14 protein-coding genes are annotated in these 14,683 nt (G+C 65.8%); 9 read left to right on the forward strand and 5 right to left on the reverse strand.

From position 1 onward, the window contains the following. From EJC49_RS03005 to EJC49_RS03015, 3 genes are all read right to left on the reverse strand, one after another. Positions 1-1,918 (reverse strand): chromosome segregation SMC family protein (locus EJC49_RS03005; RefSeq protein WP_148106286.1); only part of this gene is annotated, 1,918 nt, incomplete at its 3' end. A gap of 60 nt (positions 1,919-1,978) precedes the next feature. Beyond that, positions 1,979-2,686, reverse strand: coding sequence for a DsbA family protein (locus EJC49_RS03010; RefSeq protein WP_126697985.1), 708 nt, complete (start codon positions 2,684-2,686; stop codon positions 1,979-1,981). A 144-nt stretch (positions 2,687-2,830) separates the two neighbouring features. Next, a complete protein-coding gene (locus EJC49_RS03015; RefSeq protein WP_126697986.1) occupies positions 2,831-3,328 on the reverse strand; it encodes a DUF721 domain-containing protein in 498 nt (165 codons plus the stop codon). Between the two features lie 75 nt (positions 3,329-3,403). Between EJC49_RS03015 and mutY the strand changes: the two genes are divergently transcribed. From mutY to EJC49_RS03035, 4 genes are read left to right on the forward strand one after another with little or no spacing between them, the layout of a single operon-like run. After that, positions 3,404-4,543 (forward strand): A/G-specific adenine glycosylase, encoded by a 1,140-nt coding sequence (mutY, locus tag EJC49_RS03020; RefSeq protein WP_126697987.1) that lies wholly within the window; start codon positions 3,404-3,406, stop codon positions 4,541-4,543. Beyond that, entirely contained in the window at positions 4,540-5,151 is a 612-nt protein-coding gene (locus EJC49_RS03025; protein WP_126697988.1) for an HAD family hydrolase, read from the forward strand. The genes mutY and EJC49_RS03025 overlap by 4 nt, the downstream gene beginning before the upstream one ends. A 60-nt stretch (positions 5,152-5,211) precedes the next feature. Further along, on the forward strand, positions 5,212-5,457 hold the full coding sequence (locus tag EJC49_RS03030; protein ID WP_126697989.1) for a type II toxin-antitoxin system Phd/YefM family antitoxin: 246 nt from the start codon (positions 5,212-5,214) through the stop codon (positions 5,455-5,457). Between the two features lie 40 nt (positions 5,458-5,497). Beyond that, the gene (locus EJC49_RS03035; protein WP_425358790.1) at positions 5,498-5,722 is read left to right on the forward strand and encodes a Txe/YoeB family addiction module toxin; all 225 of its coding nucleotides are present in this window, start codon (positions 5,498-5,500) and stop codon (positions 5,720-5,722) included. A gap of 31 nt (positions 5,723-5,753) precedes the next feature. Here EJC49_RS03035 and EJC49_RS03040 read toward each other — a convergent pair whose 3' ends face one another. Next, positions 5,754-6,887, reverse strand: a complete 1,134-nt coding sequence (locus EJC49_RS03040) for a site-specific DNA-methyltransferase (protein WP_126697990.1) — start codon at positions 6,885-6,887, stop codon at positions 5,754-5,756. 147 nt (positions 6,888-7,034) lie between these two features. Between EJC49_RS03040 and EJC49_RS03045 the strand changes: the two genes are divergently transcribed. Next, a complete protein-coding gene (locus EJC49_RS03045) occupies positions 7,035-7,733 on the forward strand; it encodes an HAD family hydrolase (protein WP_126697991.1) in 699 nt (232 codons plus the stop codon). Positions 7,734-7,736: 3 nt separating this feature from the next. Here the strand turns inward: EJC49_RS03045 and EJC49_RS03050 are convergent, their stop codons facing one another. After that, positions 7,737-8,327, reverse strand: a complete 591-nt coding sequence (locus tag EJC49_RS03050) for a hypothetical protein (RefSeq protein WP_126697992.1) — start codon at positions 8,325-8,327, stop codon at positions 7,737-7,739. 117 nt (positions 8,328-8,444) lie between these two features. Between EJC49_RS03050 and thrC the strand changes: the two genes are divergently transcribed. Genes thrC through EJC49_RS03070 form a run of 4 tightly spaced genes read left to right on the forward strand, consistent with a single transcriptional unit; the run spans position 8,445 to position 14,679 of the window. Beyond that, positions 8,445-9,842 (forward strand): threonine synthase, encoded by a 1,398-nt coding sequence (gene thrC, locus EJC49_RS03055; RefSeq protein ID WP_126697993.1) that lies wholly within the window; start codon positions 8,445-8,447, stop codon positions 9,840-9,842. 23 nt (positions 9,843-9,865) lie between these two features. Continuing rightward, on the forward strand, positions 9,866-11,158 hold the full coding sequence (locus EJC49_RS03060; RefSeq protein WP_126697994.1) for a M16 family metallopeptidase: 1,293 nt from the start codon (positions 9,866-9,868) through the stop codon (positions 11,156-11,158). 16 nt (positions 11,159-11,174) lie between these two features. Beyond that, complete coding sequence (locus tag EJC49_RS03065) at positions 11,175-11,786, forward strand: GNAT family N-acetyltransferase (protein ID WP_126697995.1); 612 nt, start codon at positions 11,175-11,177, stop codon at positions 11,784-11,786. A 19-nt stretch (positions 11,787-11,805) separates the two neighbouring features. Beyond that, on the forward strand, positions 11,806-14,679 hold the full coding sequence (locus EJC49_RS03070; protein ID WP_170314590.1) for an EAL domain-containing protein: 2,874 nt from the start codon (positions 11,806-11,808) through the stop codon (positions 14,677-14,679). Positions 14,680-14,683 lie beyond the last annotated feature (4 nt).

The following is a 14,683-nucleotide window of genomic DNA, read 5'->3' on the forward strand; positions in this document are numbered from 1 at the left end:
GTTCCGCCAGCCGGTTCTTCTGCGCCAGACGCTGCGCGGCGGCAGTGGGCGCGTCGGCGCCGGCCACGAAACCGTCCCAGCGCCAGACCGCTCCTTCGCGGCTGACGAGCCGCTGTCCGGGGGCGAGGACGGGCTGCAGGCGAGGACCGTCGGCCTTGTCGACAAGGCCGATCTGCGAGAGGCGCCGGGCGAGCGCAGCCGGCGCCTCGACCTTCGATGACAGCGCCTCGACATCGGCGGGCAGAACGGGATCGCCGGGCGCGACTGAAGCGCCGCCCCAGTGGGCCGGCGCGGCGGGATCGAGCGGGGCGTCGAGGTCTTCGCCAAGCGCAGCGCCGAGCGCCGTCTCGTAGCCGCGCACGACCCTGATCGCCTCCAGCGCGGCGGGCCAGCGCCCCGAGCCGCCCGCACCGAGGACCTTCGCGAGGGTGCGCGCCTCGGTTTCGATGCGTTGCAACGCCGCGCGCGCGTCCTGCACGGCCGGCCGGAGCGAAGCCTCGCGAGACCGGGCTTCAGCCACCTTCTTCTCGGCCAGCAGGGTCGCAGCCTCGGCCTCGGCGGCGCGCGCCCCGGCCGCGTCGGCAAGCCGCTTCTTCTCGGCCGGGTCGGGCAGAGCAGCCAGCCGCGCCGCGATCTGGTCCGCTTCGCGCGCGGCATCGGCGAGCTGGCGATCGAGCTTGCCGATCCGCTCGGCATGCTCGCGCATCGACCGTTCCAGCTGCATGCGCTGGGCGTTGGCCTCCGCTCTTCGGGCGGTGATCTCCGCCAGCCCGGCCTCGCTGGCGGCAAGCCGGACGGTCACCGCCTCGAAGGACTGCGCGGCGCCCGCTTCCCGCTCCTGCGAGCCGGCATGTTCCGCCGACAGCGTCGCGGCCTCCGCGTCGAGGCTCGCCAGCGTCTCGGCATTGTCGTGCAAGATCCGCTGCTCGCGGGCCATGTCGGCGTCGAGCTGGGCAAGACGCTTGTCCAGTTCGCCGGTGCGGGCGCGCAGGCGCTCGGCTTCCTCGTCGAGCTGTGTGCGGGCAATCGTCAGACGCTGGAGCGCAGCCGCCGACGCGGCCTCGACATCGCGCAGTTCCGGCAGCTTCATGGCTCCGACGGCCTGCTCCTTCGCCGCGTTCATCTGGGCCTGCGCCTGCTCGGCCACGACGACCGTGGCGGCCGAAAGCGCCTGCTGTGCCTCGGCCTCCTGTGCCTTCGCCAGGGTCCAGCGAAGATGCAGGAGCGTCGCCTCGGCCTGGCGGATGTCGGCCGACAGGCCGCGGAACCGCGCTGCCTGGCGCGCCTGGCGCCTGAGGCTGTCGATCTGGCTTTCGAGTTCGCGGGTGACGTCGTCCAGCCGTTCGAGGTTCTGTTCGGCCGCGCGCAGGCGAAGCTCGGCCTCGTGGCGGCGGGTGTGGAGGCCGGAAATGCCGGCCGCTTCCTCCAGAAGAGCCCGACGCGCCTGCGGCTTGGCCTGAATCAATTCGCCGATGCGGCCCTGCCCGACCATCGAGGGCGAGCGCGCGCCGGTGGACTGGTCGGCGAAGAGCAGCTGTACGTCGCGGGCCCGCGCCTCCTTTCCATTGATGCGATAGACGGAGCCGGCCTCGCGTTCGATGCGGCGCGACACCTGCAATTCGTCTGCGTCGTTGTAGGCCGGCGGCGCGGAGCGGCTCGAATTGTCGAGGAAGAGGGTGACTTCGGCGGTGTTTCGGGCCGGACGGGTGCCGGAGCCCGAGAAAATGACGTCGTCCATGCCGGACGCGCGCATGTTCTTGTAGGAGTTCTCGCCCATCACCCAGCGCAAGGCTTCGACGAGGTTGGACTTTCCGCAGCCGTTGGGTCCGACCACGCCGGTCAGCCCGCCTTCGATGACGAAATCGGCGGGCTCGACGAAGGATTTGAAGCCGAGGACACGAAGGCGGGAGAAGCGCATCAGGGCGCTGCCCGCGAAAAGGGAGGAGCGGTCTTGCCGCGTCCTCCGATCAAGGCAGGATCAGAGCAACGGGTCAATAATGGCCGAAAACTCGCCAATCGACATCGCCCCCGGATATTTGTCGCCATTGATGAAGAAGGTCGGCGTCGAGTCGACACCGAAATTCTTTTCGCCGCGATCCTTCACCGCCCTCACATCCACCAGAAGCTGCTGGTCCGTCAAGCACGCCTCGAAGGACTCCTGTGAAAAACCGGCCAGCCGGGCGATCTGAAGCAACGCGGTACGGGCGTCCTGCACGCGTGCCCAAGTATCCTGCTGCTTGAACAGGACATCGACCATGGCGAAATACTTGTCCTGGGAGCAGCGCGCCAGCATGAAACCGGCCTCGGCTCGGGGATCGAACGGAAATTCGCGCAGGATGAGCCTGGCCTTGCCGGTGTCGATGTATTTCGACTTGAGTTCGGGGAACGTGCTGATGTGGAAGGTGGCGCAGTGGCCGCATGTCATCGAGGCATACTCGACGATGGTGACAGGCGCGTCGGCCTGGCCGTAGACCTTGTCCGGCAGCGAGCCTTCCTCGAGCAGCTTGGCCATGTCGACCTTGCCGCGCGATGCCGGCTTGGCGGCCGTCGCGCCGGTGGTGGTGGTGTCGGGGGTGGACTGGGCCTGGGCCGGTCCCGCCGCATCGCTGCAGGATGCCAGCATGGCCGCCGCCGGCAGAAGCGCCAACGATCCAACCAGCTGACGACGCGAAATCTTGTTTACCATCCGAACCATCCGGCGCACCTTCGATATTGTGACAGTCGTCAGTCAAGAACGACAGTGCGCGCTATTTAAGGCAGTCGGGGCCTCGTTCACAGCCCCCAATATCACGATCGCATCACGAACACGCGAATTGCCGCCGGCACGACTTCATTTTTTCGAACCGATGACCGATCGGCCGAGACGCTCGAGCGCGGCGCGAAGACCATCATCCTCGATGTCGCCGACCGTCTGCGCCAGCCGCGTCGCCTCGTCGGGGCGCAAGGGCCGAGGCGGACGTGGAACGTTGTTCTGCGGGACCGTCACGGGTTTCTGGACGATCCTGATTCGGCCGATCGCCTGGAAGCCCAGGAAGGCGTTGACGCGGCCGATGATCTCGCCGGTCTCGTGCTGAAGGCGCAGCGCCATGGCGCCCTCGCAGGCGATGACGAGCGTCGCCGGCTCGAAAGGATCGTCCTCGTGCATGCGGCGCGGCCAGGCGATGCGTTCCGGGCGGGTGGCCGACGCCAGGCGGATCCCGACGATCTCGTCCCAGGACTGGACGAGGCCGACGGTCATGCCGGCGCGCTTGCGCAGGACGGGATCGAGCAGCGCGGTGGTCAGGTCGCTGACGGGCACGGCGCCGGCCCTGCCGGGCTTTCCTGTCATGAATGGCGTTTCCTCAAGCCTGACACGTCTGCTATGGCCCGGGCGAGAGCCGCAGCCAGGAACGCACCCTAGCGCATGAATGCCCCGACGATAAGGACGAAGGACGAGCCGTCGCCGATCGCAGCGGCGCTGCTGGACTGGTACGACCGGCATCACCGCCGGTTGCCGTGGCGGGTGGGGCCGGCCGACGCGCGCGCCGGCCTGCGCGCCGACCCCTATCGCGTCTGGCTGTCGGAGATCATGCTCCAACAGACGACCGTTCAGGCGGTGAAGCCCTATTTCGAGAGGTTCACCGCGCGGTGGCCAACGGTGGCGGCGCTGGCCACCGCGCCCACCGACGACATCATGAAGGCCTGGGCCGGGCTCGGCTATTACTCGCGGGCGCGAAACCTGAAGACATGCGCCGAACTGGTGGTCGAGCGGCATGGCGGCCGCTTCCCGGACGATCTGGAGGGGCTGAAGGCGCTGCCCGGCATCGGCGACTATACCGCCGCCGCGATCGCCGCGATCGCCTTCGACCGGCCGGCCGCGGTGGTGGATGGAAACGTGGAGCGGGTGGTGACGCGGCTTTGCGCGATCGCGACGCCCGTTCCGGCCGCCAAGCCGGAAATCCGGGCGCGGGTGCAGGCGCTGCTGCCGGTCGACAGGCCGGGCGACTTCGCGCAGGCGACGATGGACCTCGGCGCCACGATCTGCACGCCAAGACGCCCGGCCTGCCCGCTGTGCCCGATCAGCCATGGCTGCGAGGCGTTTTCCGACGGCACCCAGGAGACTTTTCCGGTGAAGGCGCCGAAGGCGGTGAAGCCGGTTCGAGTGGGCGCGGCCTTCGTGGCCGAAAACGCCGACGGCGCGGTGCTGCTGCGCAAGCGGGCGGAGAAGGGCCTGCTCGGCGGGATGAGCGAGCCCCCCACCACCCAGTGGACATCGCGCGCGGACGGCGCGACGGATATCGACGCAGCACCCTTCGCCGCGAAATGGCGGGACGCGGGAACGGTGACGCATGTGTTCACCCATTTCGAACTCAGGCTGAGGGTGTTTCATGCCCGGGTCGACCGACCGGCGCCGACGGGGGCATGGTGGTCGAGCCGCGAGGACGTTTCGGGCGAGGCGCTGCCCACCGTCATGAAACATGCAATCGAAACAGCGATACCGGGAGCGACCCGCAAGCCGGGCGTCGCCGGCGGCCGCCCAAGCACCGGAAGGAACGATCAATGACTGAAATCCGCCATATCGTCTTCGACATCGGCAAGGTGCTGATCCACTATGATCCGGACCTGCCGTTCCAGCGCATCATCCCCGATGCGGAAGGCCGCCGCTGGTTCTTCGAGACGGTCTGCACGCATGACTGGAACCTCGAGCAGGACCGGGGGCGCGGCTGGGCCGACGCCGAGGCGCTGCTGATCGCGAGCCACCCGGAAGAGGCCGACAACATCCGCGCCTTCCGCAAGCACTGGCACGAGATGGTGCCGTACGCCTACGAGGACAGTGCCGCGATCATGACCGGCCTGATCGACGCCGGCCACGACGTGACGATGCTGACCAACTTCGCCGCCGACACGTTCCGCGAGGCGCGGCAGCGCTTCGACTTCCTGAACCGCCCGCGCGGCGTGACCGTGTCGGGCGAGATCGGCCTGATCAAGCCGGACGTCGCGATCTACGAACGGCACGCGACGGATTTCGACCTCGACCCGGCGGGCAGCGTCTTCATCGACGACAGCATCAGGAACGTCGAGGGCGCGCGGGCCGCCGGCTGGCGCGGCATCCATTTCACCGACGCGGAGCAGTTGCGGCGGGACCTGGCGGCGATGGGGATCGAGGCGTGATGCGTGTGCCTTGTTGATTTGGCGATCGAAAGGCGCACATTGCCTGACCGGAGCGAGACAATGAACCAGGTTTCTTTCAAGCGCCTGAGCGATGCCGACCTCGACCGCCTGGAGAAGGAGGGCGGCGAGCTGGTCGTGGTTCGCGAGGGCCACGAGCCGATGGTCGTCATGCGGCTTGCCGATTGGCAGGCCATGGACGACACGACCTATCTGCTCTCCGACCCGGCAAACAAGGAGATGCTGCTTCGATCGATCGCCGAACTCGACGCCGGAAAAGGCATCGAAAGAGAGCTGATAGATCCGTGAGGATCATCTTCTCGAATGTCGCTTGGGAACACTATCTGCATTGGCAGGGCGCGGACGCCTGACTCACCGGATCAATGAGCTCATCCGTGATGCGCGGCGCAACCCTTTCAGCGGCCTCGGCAAGCCGGAGCCCTTGCGAAACGAGATGGCGGGCTGGTGGTCGCGCAGGACCACCGACGAGCATCGGCTCGTCTATCGTGTAACTGGAAAAGACGAGGATCAATCGCTGGAAATCTCGGCCTGCCGTTTCCACTGTCGGAGATAGCCGATGCTCGGCGGGCGTTCGCCGGACGGCTTCAGCCCCCCGCGGCGCGCATACCCTGGCGCACCTGGCTGCGCAGGTCGTCGATCGGCTTCAGCGTACCGGCTTCCTCGAAATGCCAGAAGGTCCAGCCGTTGCAGGCGTCGAGGCCCTGGACACGCGCGCCCATGCGGTGAATCGAGCCGGCTTCGGATCCGATGGCGATCGTGCCGTCGGCGCGGACGCTGGCGGTCCAGCGCTTGCGGGCGTCGGTGAGCAGCGCACCGGGGGCGAGAAGCCCCGCATCGACGAGACTGCCGAAGGCCACGCGCGGCTCGGCGCGCTTGCCGGTCATCAACGCGATTTCGGCCGCGCCGAGCGGCTCGACCGCCGCGATGCGCGCGGTGGCGGCGTCGATGTAATCCTTCTCGCGCTCGCAACCGACGAAGTGGCGCCCGAGCCGCTTCGCCACCGCGCCCGTCGTGCCGGTGCCGAAAAAGGGATCGAGGATCACGTCGCCCGGCCGGCTGGACGCCATCATGACCCGCGCCAGCAGCGCTTCCGGCTTCTGCGTGGGGTGGACCTTGTCGCCACTGGCCGTCTTCAGGCGCTCGCCACCCGTGCAGATGGGGAACAGCCAGTCGGTGCGCATCTGCACGTCGTCATTGGCCGCCTTCATGGCGTCGTAGTTGAACGTGTAGCCCTTCGATGCCTGGTCGCGGGAGGCCCAGATCAGGGTTTCGTGCGCGTTCTGGAAGCGGCGGCCGCGGAAATTGGGCATCGGGTTGGTCTTGCGCCAGACGACATCGTTGAGGATCCAGAAGCCGAGATCCTGCATCATGGCGCCGACGCGGAAGATGTTGTGGTAGGAGCCGATCACCCAGATGGTGCCGTTCGGCTTCAAAACGCGGCGCACGGCGAGCAGCCAGGCGCGGGTGAAGGCGTCGTAGGCGGCGAAGCTGTCGAACTGGTCCCAGGCATCGTCGACGGCGTCGACCTTCGACTGGTCGGGGCGATGCAGGTCGCCTTCGAGCTGGAGATTGTAGGGCGGGTCGGCGAAGACCACGTCGACGGACTTCTCCGGAAGCCGGTTCAGTGCCGCGACGCAGTCTCCCCTGAGGATGGTGTCCAGCCATTCGGCCCGGTTGGCGGACGGCGAAAGGTCGTCGACGAGACGGATGGCGGACATGGGTTACACCTGGAACGCTTGACACTGTTTACCTGCCGTTATGGTTACCCGTCAGCGTAAATATTTGATGAAGCACGGACGGTTTGCGTCGCGGCCGAGGCTGCGCTATCGGGGCGGCGCGATCCCTCCCCGTTCCACGGAGCTTTCATGCGACCCGACCTCATCATCTTCGACTGCGACGGCGTGCTCGTCGATTCCGAGATCATCGCGGCGCGGGTCGAGGCCGACATGATCACCGAGGCGGGATTTCCCATCTCGGCCGAGGAGATGATCGAGCGGTTCGCCGGCCTGACGACGCGCGACATCCTCATGCGGCTGGAAACGGTGTCGCAAGTGCCGTTCCAGGCGAGCCTGATCGACAGGATCAAGGTGGAACTCGACAAGCGGCTCGCCCGCGACGTCAAGGCGATCGACGGCGCGGCGCAATCGGTGGCGGCCGTCCGCGGCGCGCAGCTGCCCTACTGCATCTGTTCGAACTCGCCGCTCGACCGCATCGAGGCGATGCTCGGCCGCGTCGGCATGCTCCCCCTGTTCGACAAGCAGCGCATCCATTCGGCGCGGGAGATCCCGTCCAAGCGCACCAAGCCCGCGCCCGACGTTTTCCTGCATGGAGCGGCGCAGATGGCGGCCGACCCGGCGAAGTGCTTCGTGGTGGAGGATTCGGTGCACGGCATTACCGGCGCGAAGGCCGCCGGGATGCGGGTGATCGGCTTCACGGGCGCCAGCCACACCTGGCCAGGCCACGCCGACGCGCTGACCGAAGCGGGCGCGGAAACGGTCATCAGCCGCTGGTCGGACTTCGCCGCCGTGGTGGCGGCGCTATCGGAATGGTCGGCCGACGCCTGAGCGTCAGCGCCGCGTCTGCGGCGTCTCGTCGAAGCCGACGAAGATCTCGATGTTGCGTGCCGTCGGTGCGGGGATCGACACGCCTGGATCCTTGAACACGAACTGGGTGGCCGGAGACAGGGCCGCGATCGACGTCTGGTACTGGTGCAGCTTCGAATAGAGCACCTCCTCGCCACGCACGACGGCGATGCGGATCGGCATGGTTATGGTGCCGTCCCTGGCCACGGGTCCGGGGACCACGCGGCCTGCGGCCGCCACTGCCATGTTCAGCATGCCGCCACTGTAGTCGCAGCTGCGTGTCACATCGGTCAGGGAGGCCTGGTAGACGATCTTGTTTCTGTCACCTTCGCCGCCGCGCTCGTACGAGCTATAGAAGGCGGTTCCGGATCGCAGCGTCACGCGGGGGCAATAGGCCCGCAATTCGTCGGCGGTTATCGTGCCCGACGGCGGCGCAGCCGGCTGCTGTTTCTGGCTGCCCCAGCCACCGAGACCCAGATCGAGCGCCCCGCCGGACTGGCATCCAGCCAAGGCGACGAGACCGCCGATCACCGCCGTCTTCGCCACAATCCGCAACTTCCGTGCAACAAACGCCATGAACCGGACTTCCCCTACATAAAGCGGACGTTCTATACCAACGCCGCAACCGGAATGCGACCGATGGAATGCGGTTTTTCAACGGCAGACCGTCCGGGCGCAGGCTACAGGGACACCATGCGCTACATCAGCACCAGGGGCTCGGCCCCCATTCTCGGCTTCAGCGACGTTCTCCTGGCGGGTCTCGCCCGCGACGGAGGCCTGTATCTGCCGCAGATATGGCCGCATTTCTCGGCTGCCGACATTCGCGCCATGCGCGGACTGTCCTATCCCGAGCTCGCCATCCGGATCCTGTCTCCCTTCGTCGAGGGCGAAATCGACGAGAAGACCTTCGCGACCATCGTTCACGAGGCCTACGCGACCTTCCGCCACCCGGCCACCTGCCCCATCGTGCAGACCGGTCCGAACGAGTTCATCCTCGAGCTTTTCCACGGGCCGACGCTCGCCTTCAAGGACGTGGCGATGCAACTGCTGGCACGTCTCATGGACCATGCGCTGGCCGAGCGCGGCGAACGCGCGACCATCGTCGGCGCCACCTCGGGTGATACCGGCGGCGCGGCGATCGATGCCTTTGCGGGGCGTGACCGAACCGACATGTTCGTGCTGTTTCCGGAGGGCAAGGTATCGCCGGTCCAGCAACGTCAGATGACCACCTCTACCGCTTCGAACGTGCATGCGCTGGCGGTCGAAGGCAATTTCGACGATTGCCAGTCGATCGTGAAGGCCATGTTCAACGACCATCATTTTCGCGACTCGGTGCGCCTGTCGGGCGTCAACTCGATCAACTGGGCCCGGATCATGGCTCAGATCGCCTATTACTTCTCCGCCGCGATCAGCCTGGGCTCGCCAGACCGTCCGGTGTCCTTCACGGTTCCAACCGGCAATTTCGGCGACATTTTCGCAGGATATGCGGCCAAACGCATGGGATTGCCGATTGACCGGCTGGTGATCGCGACCAACGACAACGACATTCTGGCGCGCACCCTCGTGAGCGGGCGTTACGAGACACGCGGCGTGATTGCCACCACATCCCCCTCGATGGACATCCAGGTTTCATCCAACTTCGAACGGCTGCTGTTCGAAGCGTCGAACCGGGATGCGTCGGCCACCGTCGCAGCCATGGAGAGCCTGCGGCAGTCAGGCGCCTTCACGATCGCCGGGTCCACGCTCGAAGCTATCCGGACCGAGTTCTCCGCCGGTCGTTCGACGATGGAACAGACTGCCGCAGCGATCGCAGCGACGCTGAAGGCGAGCGGATATCTGGCCGATCCGCACACGGCGACAGGGCTTCATGTCGCCCGCACGCTGGAAGGCAACGAAACGCCGATGATCGTGCTGTCGACGGCGCATCCAGCCAAGTTCCCGGATTCGGTCGAGAGCGCCGTCGGAAACCGCCCGAACTTGCCTTCCTGGCTGTCGGGCCTTATGGAGCGTCAGGAAAAATACAGCCTGCTTCCATCGGACGTGAAAATGGTGGAAGATCACATCAGCCGTCATACCAGGGTGACCGGCTAGGGAGCCCGAGGAGTTCGCGTTACATGGGAGTTGAGGTAAGCCGTCTTTCGAACGGCCTGACGGTTGCGACCGAAACCCTTCCCCACATCGAGACCGTCGCCCTGGGAGTCTGGGTCAAGTCCGGTTCGAGAAACGAGCGCGAGGATGAGCACGGCATCGCCCATCTCCTCGAACATATGGCGTTCAAGGGAACAGGCAGCCGATCCGCCTGGGACATCGCGTCCCAGATCGAGGATGTTGGCGGCGAGATCAACGCCGCTACGAGCGTCGAGACCACGTCGTTCTATGCCCGCGTGCTGCGCGACGACATGCCCCTTGCGATCGATCTCCTTGCAGACATCCTGACCGACTCCAAGTTCGACGCCGAGGAACTCGAGCGCGAGCAGCATGTGATCATGCAGGAGATCGGCGCCGCGCACGACACGCCCGACGACATCGTGTTCGACCGCTTCACCGAAACCGCCTTCCGCCACCAGACGATCGGACGCTCGATCCTGGGAACGCCCGAGACGGTGAAATCATTCTCTGCGCAGCAGATCCACGATTTCATGGCGCGGCAGTACGGCGCCGACCGCATGGTGGTCGTTGCGGCAGGCGCGGTCACGCATGACGAGTTTGTCCGCGAGGTCGAGAAACGGCTCGGCGCATTCCGGCCCAACGCGCCGGGATTGCCACCGGCAAGCGCGAACTACGTCGGAGGCGATTTCCGCGAGGATCGTGATCTGATGGATGCCCAGATCGTGCTCGGCTTCGAAGGCAGAGCCTATCATGTGCGGGACTTCTACGCATCGCAGCTGCTGTCGATGATCCTCGGAGGCGGCATGTCGTCCCGTCTCTTCCAGGAAGTCCGCGAGAGGCGCGGCCTGTGCTATTCGGTCTATGCCTTTCACTGGGGATTTTCGGATACCGGCGTTTTCGGCGTCCACGCTGCGACGGGCCGCGAGGACATCGCCGAACTCGTTCCGGTGCTCCTGTCGGAGCTTCAAAAGACGGGCGAACTCATCAAGATCGAGGAGCTCAATCGAGCCCGGGCGCAGTACCGCGCCGGCCTGATGATGTCGAGCGAGAGCGCCGCCAGCCGAGCCTCGCAGATTGCCCGACAGATCATGCTGTTCGGGCGCCCCATTTCGAAGGAGGAGCTCATGGACCGCCTCTCCGGCATCACCATCGAGCGGCTGACGGACCTTTCAACACGCCTCTTCTCGACGCGCCCAACGATCGCCGCCGTCGGGCCGGTCGGAACCCTTGCCCCCTTCGAGGACATTCTTGGCCTGCTGGCCTCGCCGCAGCCGCACGTCCGCAAGATGGCGGGTTGACCGCCGACCCGGGGCCATGCTGGGCCTTTCCTATTTCGGCAGGGACCGCCTGCGACTGGCAGGGGCCCGGGTGACCCTGCGCATTCCCGCGACGTCCGACTATGAGGAATGGTCGAGCCTTCGCCGCCGGAGCCGCGCGTTCCTGGAGAAATGGGAACCGCGCTGGGCCAACGACGAACTGGACCGCGCCGCATGGCGGCAGCGGGTTCGCCGCTACAGGGAGGAGATCAGTCGGGGAACCGGCGTCCCGTTCCTGATCGTGCTCAACGACACCGATTCCGTCGTTGGCGGGATATCGGTGGGCAACATCCGTCGCGGCGTCGCTCAAAGCGGCCAGATAGGCTACTGGATGGGCGAGCCCTATGCCGGGCGGGGATTGATGGGGGAAGCCGTCGGCGAGCTCGCGAAATACTGCTTTGGACCGCTTCGGCTTCACCGCATCGAAGCGGCCTGCATTCCCGACAACCTGCGCTCCATCCGAGTGCTTGAAAAAGCCGGATTTACCCGCGAAGGACTTCTCCGATCCTACCTGAGGATCAACGGGGATTGGCAGGATCACTACCTTTACGCTCTCCTGGCCGGGGAGTATCACGACCATGGTTCGCGGGGCGCAGCGGTTGAAAGTTGATTCAATCTTCACACGCAGGATGCAAGGCCTCTCAGGCCTGCTCGTGGCGTTGCTGATCGCGTTGTCGACGCTCGTCACCACGGCCCAAGCCATCGAGCCCATTCGGATTTCGCGAGACGACGTTGCGCTCGACTTGTCCAAAGCCGTGGAAATCTACCGCAACCGGGGCTCGAATTTCCAGGTCTCCACCGCCCCCGGCATCGACGGCATCGTGCGCCGCATCGAAGTGGAGGCGAAGGACCAGCAGTCGACGGGCGACTGGGCGGTTTTCGCGCTTGCCAACACGACCGAGCAACAGATCGACCGGCTTATCGTGGCACCGCATTTCCGACTCGTCGGATCCGGTCTCATCTGGCCCGACCTGGGCTCGCGGCGCATCGCGGCGATTACGCCCAGCGAAGGGTTCGCGCTCGACCGTCAGGAAGCGCCGGATGCCGACGTCTTCCTGCTGACGTTGAACCCTGGTGTCGTGGTGACGTTCGTGGCCGACCTGGCATCGCCGCGCGTGCCGCAGGTGTATCTGTGGGAGCCTGAAGCGTACAAGGATACCGTCAACTCCTACACGCTCTACCGCGGTATCGTGATCGGAATCGCCGGACTCCTGGCGCTCTTCCTGACGATCCTGTTCGTGGTGAAGGGCACGTCGATGTTTCCGGCGACCGCTTCGCTCGCATGGGCGGTTCTCGCCTACATCTGCGTCGATTTCGGATTCCTGACCAAGGTCATCGAGATCGCTCCGGGCAACGAGCAGTTCTGGCGCGCAAGCACCGAGATCGCGCTCGCCGGCACGTTCGTGGTCTTCCTGTTCGCCTATCTGAACCTGAACCGGTGGCACGGCCACTTCAGCTATGGCGCCATCGCGTGGATACTCGGCCTGGGCCTGATCGCGGGCGTGGCCCTGATCGACCCCCCGGTCGCCGCCGGCATCGCCCGCATGTCCTTTGCCGCGACCGCGCTGATCGGCGTCGGGCTGATCATCTATCTCGGCATGCAGGGCTACGACCGCGCGATCATGCTCGTTCCAAGCTGGATCATGGTGCTGGTCTGGCTTCTGGCTGCGTGGATGACGATCACCGGCGCGCTCGACAACGACATCGTGCAGCCAGCGCTCGGCGGCGGACTGATCCTGATCATTCTCCTGATCGGTTTCACGGTCATGCAGCACGCATTTTCCGGCGGCGCGCTGCACCAGGGCCTGTTCAGCGACATGGAGCGCCAGGCGCTGGCGATCACCGGCTCGGGCGACATCGTGGTGGACTGGGACGTGATGCGCGACCGCATCATCACCCGTCCCGACGTCGCCGAAATGATCGGGCTGCCCGCAAGCAGCCTGCTTGGACCAGCGCGCAGCTGGCTGCCGGCGCTGCACCCCGAGGACAGGGACAATTTCCGCACCACGCTCGACATCGTGCTGGAGCATCGCCGCGGCCGCATCTCGATCGATTTCCGCATGCGGGGCGCCGATGGGCATTATCGCTGGTTCCTGATGCGGGCACGACCCGTCATCGGCTCCGATGGCGAGATCATCCGTTGCGTGGGCACGATGATCGACGTGACCGAGCAGAAGAAGGCCGAGGAACGGCTCCTCCACGATGCGGTGCACGACAATCTGACCGGCCTGCCGAACCGAGGCCTGTTCCTGAACCGGCTGGACACGGTGATCTCGATTGCCCAGACCCAGGAAACCGTGCGTCCGACGGTCTTCGTCATCGACATCGACCGTTTCAAGCAGGTGAACGAAGCACTCGGCATGTCGGCGGGCGATACCATCCTCCTGACCGTCGCCCGCCGCCTGCACCGGCTCATGAAGACGGGCGACTCGCTGTCGCGGCTGTCCGGCGATCAGTTCGGGCTGATCCTCCTCTCGGAGCCGAATCCGGCGCGTATCGCCGCCTTCGCGGACGCCATGCGGCAGGCGATCCGGTCACCGATCAACTATGCCAAGCGCGACATCGTGCTGACAGCCTCCGTTGGACTGATCTCGTGGACTGCGCCACAGACATCGGCGGAAGATCTCGTCAAGGACGCCGAACTGGCCATGCAGCAGGCGAAACGCTTCGGCGGCGATCGCATCGAACCCTTCCGCCCCGCTTTCCGGTCCTTCGGGAGCGATCGCCTGCAGCTCGAATCCGACCTGCGGCGCGCGCTCGAACGCAACGAGTTCCGCCTCGCCTACCAGCCGATCATCCGCCTGGAAGACAATTCGGTGGCCGGCTTCGAGGCCCTGCTGCGCTGGGAGCATCCGCGGCGCGGCATGATCGCCCCGTCGGAGTTCATCCCGATCGCCGAAAGCTGCGAGTTGATCGTGCAGCTTGGCCTGTATGCCATGCAGACCGCGGCCGAGGATCTGTCGTCCTGGCACAAGCAGATCGGCGAGACGCCGCTTTCGGTTTCCGTGAACCTGTCGAGCCGGCAGTTGATCCGCCAGGACCTCGTCGCCGACGTCCGCTCGGCGCTCGCCCGTGCCAACCTCAACCCGCTGTATTTCCGGCTCGAGATGACGGAGTCGCTCGTGATGGACAATCCGGAACGCTCGGTCCACATCCTCGACAAGCTGCGCGAGACCGGCATCGGCCTTTCGCTCGACGATTTCGGCACCGGGTATTCGTCGCTGTCCTACCTGACGCGTTTTCCTTTCGACACGATCAAGATCGACAAGAGCTTCATCGACGACCAGAGCCCCAAGAAGCCCATGCTGCTGAAGTCCATCGTCGGCATGGCGCATGATCTCGGCCTGTCGGTGGTGGCGGAAGGCGTGTCGACCGAAGAGGACGCCAACCACCTCCGGTCGATGGGCTGCGAGTATGTCCAGAGCTTCATGTTCGGACAGCCGATGTCGTCAGAGGCGGTGACGAAGATGCTGAAGGAGCAGTTTCCCCTCACGCAGGCCTGACGTC

Source organism: Aquibium carbonis, from assembly GCF_003970795.1.
Classification (GTDB): domain Bacteria; phylum Pseudomonadota; class Alphaproteobacteria; order Rhizobiales; family Rhizobiaceae; genus Aquibium; species Aquibium carbonis.

Bases quoted from the DNA above. Each gene is read 5' to 3' on its own strand.
- EJC49_RS03010 (WP_126697985.1), bottom strand. From the start codon at position 2,686: ATGGTAAACAAGATTTCGCGTCGTCAGCTGGTTGGATCGTTGGCGCTT.
- EJC49_RS03015 (WP_126697986.1), bottom strand. From the start codon at position 3,328: ATGACAGGAAAGCCCGGCAGGGCCGGCGCCGTGCCCGTCAGCGACCTG.
- mutY (WP_126697987.1), top strand. From the start codon at position 3,404: ATGAATGCCCCGACGATAAGGACGAAGGACGAGCCGTCGCCGATCGCA.
- EJC49_RS03025 (WP_126697988.1), top strand. From the start codon at position 4,540: ATGACTGAAATCCGCCATATCGTCTTCGACATCGGCAAGGTGCTGATC.
- EJC49_RS03030 (WP_126697989.1), top strand. From the start codon at position 5,212: ATGAACCAGGTTTCTTTCAAGCGCCTGAGCGATGCCGACCTCGACCGC.
- EJC49_RS03040 (WP_126697990.1), bottom strand. From the start codon at position 6,887: ATGTCCGCCATCCGTCTCGTCGACGACCTTTCGCCGTCCGCCAACCGG.
- EJC49_RS03045 (WP_126697991.1), top strand. From the start codon at position 7,035: ATGCGACCCGACCTCATCATCTTCGACTGCGACGGCGTGCTCGTCGAT.
- EJC49_RS03050 (WP_126697992.1), bottom strand. From the start codon at position 8,327: ATGGCGTTTGTTGCACGGAAGTTGCGGATTGTGGCGAAGACGGCGGTG.
- thrC (WP_126697993.1), top strand. From the start codon at position 8,445: ATGCGCTACATCAGCACCAGGGGCTCGGCCCCCATTCTCGGCTTCAGC.
- EJC49_RS03060 (WP_126697994.1), top strand. From the start codon at position 9,866: ATGGGAGTTGAGGTAAGCCGTCTTTCGAACGGCCTGACGGTTGCGACC.
- EJC49_RS03065 (WP_126697995.1), top strand. From the start codon at position 11,175: ATGCTGGGCCTTTCCTATTTCGGCAGGGACCGCCTGCGACTGGCAGGG.
- EJC49_RS03070 (WP_170314590.1), top strand. From the start codon at position 11,806: ATGCAAGGCCTCTCAGGCCTGCTCGTGGCGTTGCTGATCGCGTTGTCG.